Source organism: Roseburia sp. AM59-24XD (assembly GCF_003478445.1).
Taxonomy (GTDB): Bacteria; Bacillota; Clostridia; order Lachnospirales; family Lachnospiraceae; genus Jutongia.
In genome coordinates this window covers 1-1226 of the sequence record NZ_QUET01000074.1, presented here as the reverse complement: position 1 = coordinate 1226, position 1226 = coordinate 1, and the positions used below count along the sequence as shown (strand labels likewise).

The window sequence follows — 1226 nt, the reverse complement described above, 5'->3', positions numbered from 1 at the left end:
ATCTTTGCTTTGCAATGCTTTGATAAATACGCATCCGCACGACTGAGCCCCATAGGTGGGCTCAGCTATTTCGGACGGCACGCTCCCGCTACCACTGCACCACGCAGCGGTACATACGCCCCGGATATTCAATGGAGTATCTATATCATTTGCAAAATCCGGGGCGTAAGTACCGGCGGGTGCAAGTGCCTTTCGAAACATCTGATTCCCACCTTGGGGCGAGTACGGCAGGATGCATTTATCGAAGATCAAAGCAGCAAAGCAATCAGATTTTTCGAAATCCGTAAGTGACAAGACAATTTTTTAGTCATAGTGCACGGATTTTTAATATATTGGCAGGCAAAATATGATTTCTAAATAACCGGACATAAGAAATATTATGGGCAAATTTCCATCCTTGGTATGGGAAGTCTTAGTCAATAATCACCTTTTCTTTTATCGTCAACCATTTTTATTTTACGGTTGACAATGTGTTTTTTGTCCGTTATACTTGGATTCGAAAATAAAACAAAAGAAAAGAGGTTACTTATGAACAAAACAGCAGCCGTTACCGGCAAAAAATTCACAACACAGCGTCTGGCACTGATGGCAATGTTTGCGGCAATCCTTTGCATCTCAGCCTATATCAGTGTACCGCTTCCACTCACAGGATATCACGTTACATTCCTGAATTTTGTGATCACTCTGATCGCTCTTGTATTTCCACTGGAGCAGTCACTTCTGATCAGTATTGTATGGCTTCTCCTGGGTGCCGTAGGAGTTCCGGTATTCATCGGCGGTAATGCCGGTATCGGTTATCTCATGGGACCTCTTGGCGGATATACCTTCTCGTTTATCCTCGTTGCAATCCTTGTACCACTGCTTCGTGGAGCAAAATATAACCGTATCCGTTTCACCATTGTATCTGTGGCATCCGTTGTATTTGTCGATCTGTTCGGTATGGTCTGGCTCAAATTCATGAACAACATGCCTTGGGCTACCGCATGGGCAGCAGGTTTTTTCTCCTTTATTATTTTAGATCTGGTCAAAGCAGTTGTTGCTGCCCAGATCGTGCCTGCATTCCGTAAGGTAATTACAGACCAGTCACAGGAGTAGATCGTCAAATAACTTATAGGGGAATCGAGTAGGAGGCGGTGACTAACCGCCGTCCTCTCACACCACCGTGCGTACCGTTCGGTACACGGCGGTTTCAATAGTTGACGTGCACAGACTGATAGGCTGTGGCT

At 45.1% G+C, this 1226-nt stretch carries 2 protein-coding genes; one reads left to right on the top strand and one right to left on the bottom strand.

All coding sequences use genetic code 11. The features are described 5' to 3' along the window. Positions 1-201 (bottom strand): hypothetical protein (locus DXA20_RS16530; protein ID WP_207664231.1); only part of this gene is annotated, 201 nt, incomplete at its 3' end. Positions 202-528: 327 nt separating this feature from the next. On the opposite strand from DXA20_RS16530, the gene DXA20_RS15930 reads away from it, so the two are divergent. Further along, complete coding sequence (locus DXA20_RS15930; protein ID WP_243100720.1) at positions 529-1095, top strand: biotin transporter BioY; 567 nt, start codon at positions 529-531, stop codon at positions 1093-1095. The last annotated feature ends 131 nt before the right edge of the window (positions 1096-1226 follow it).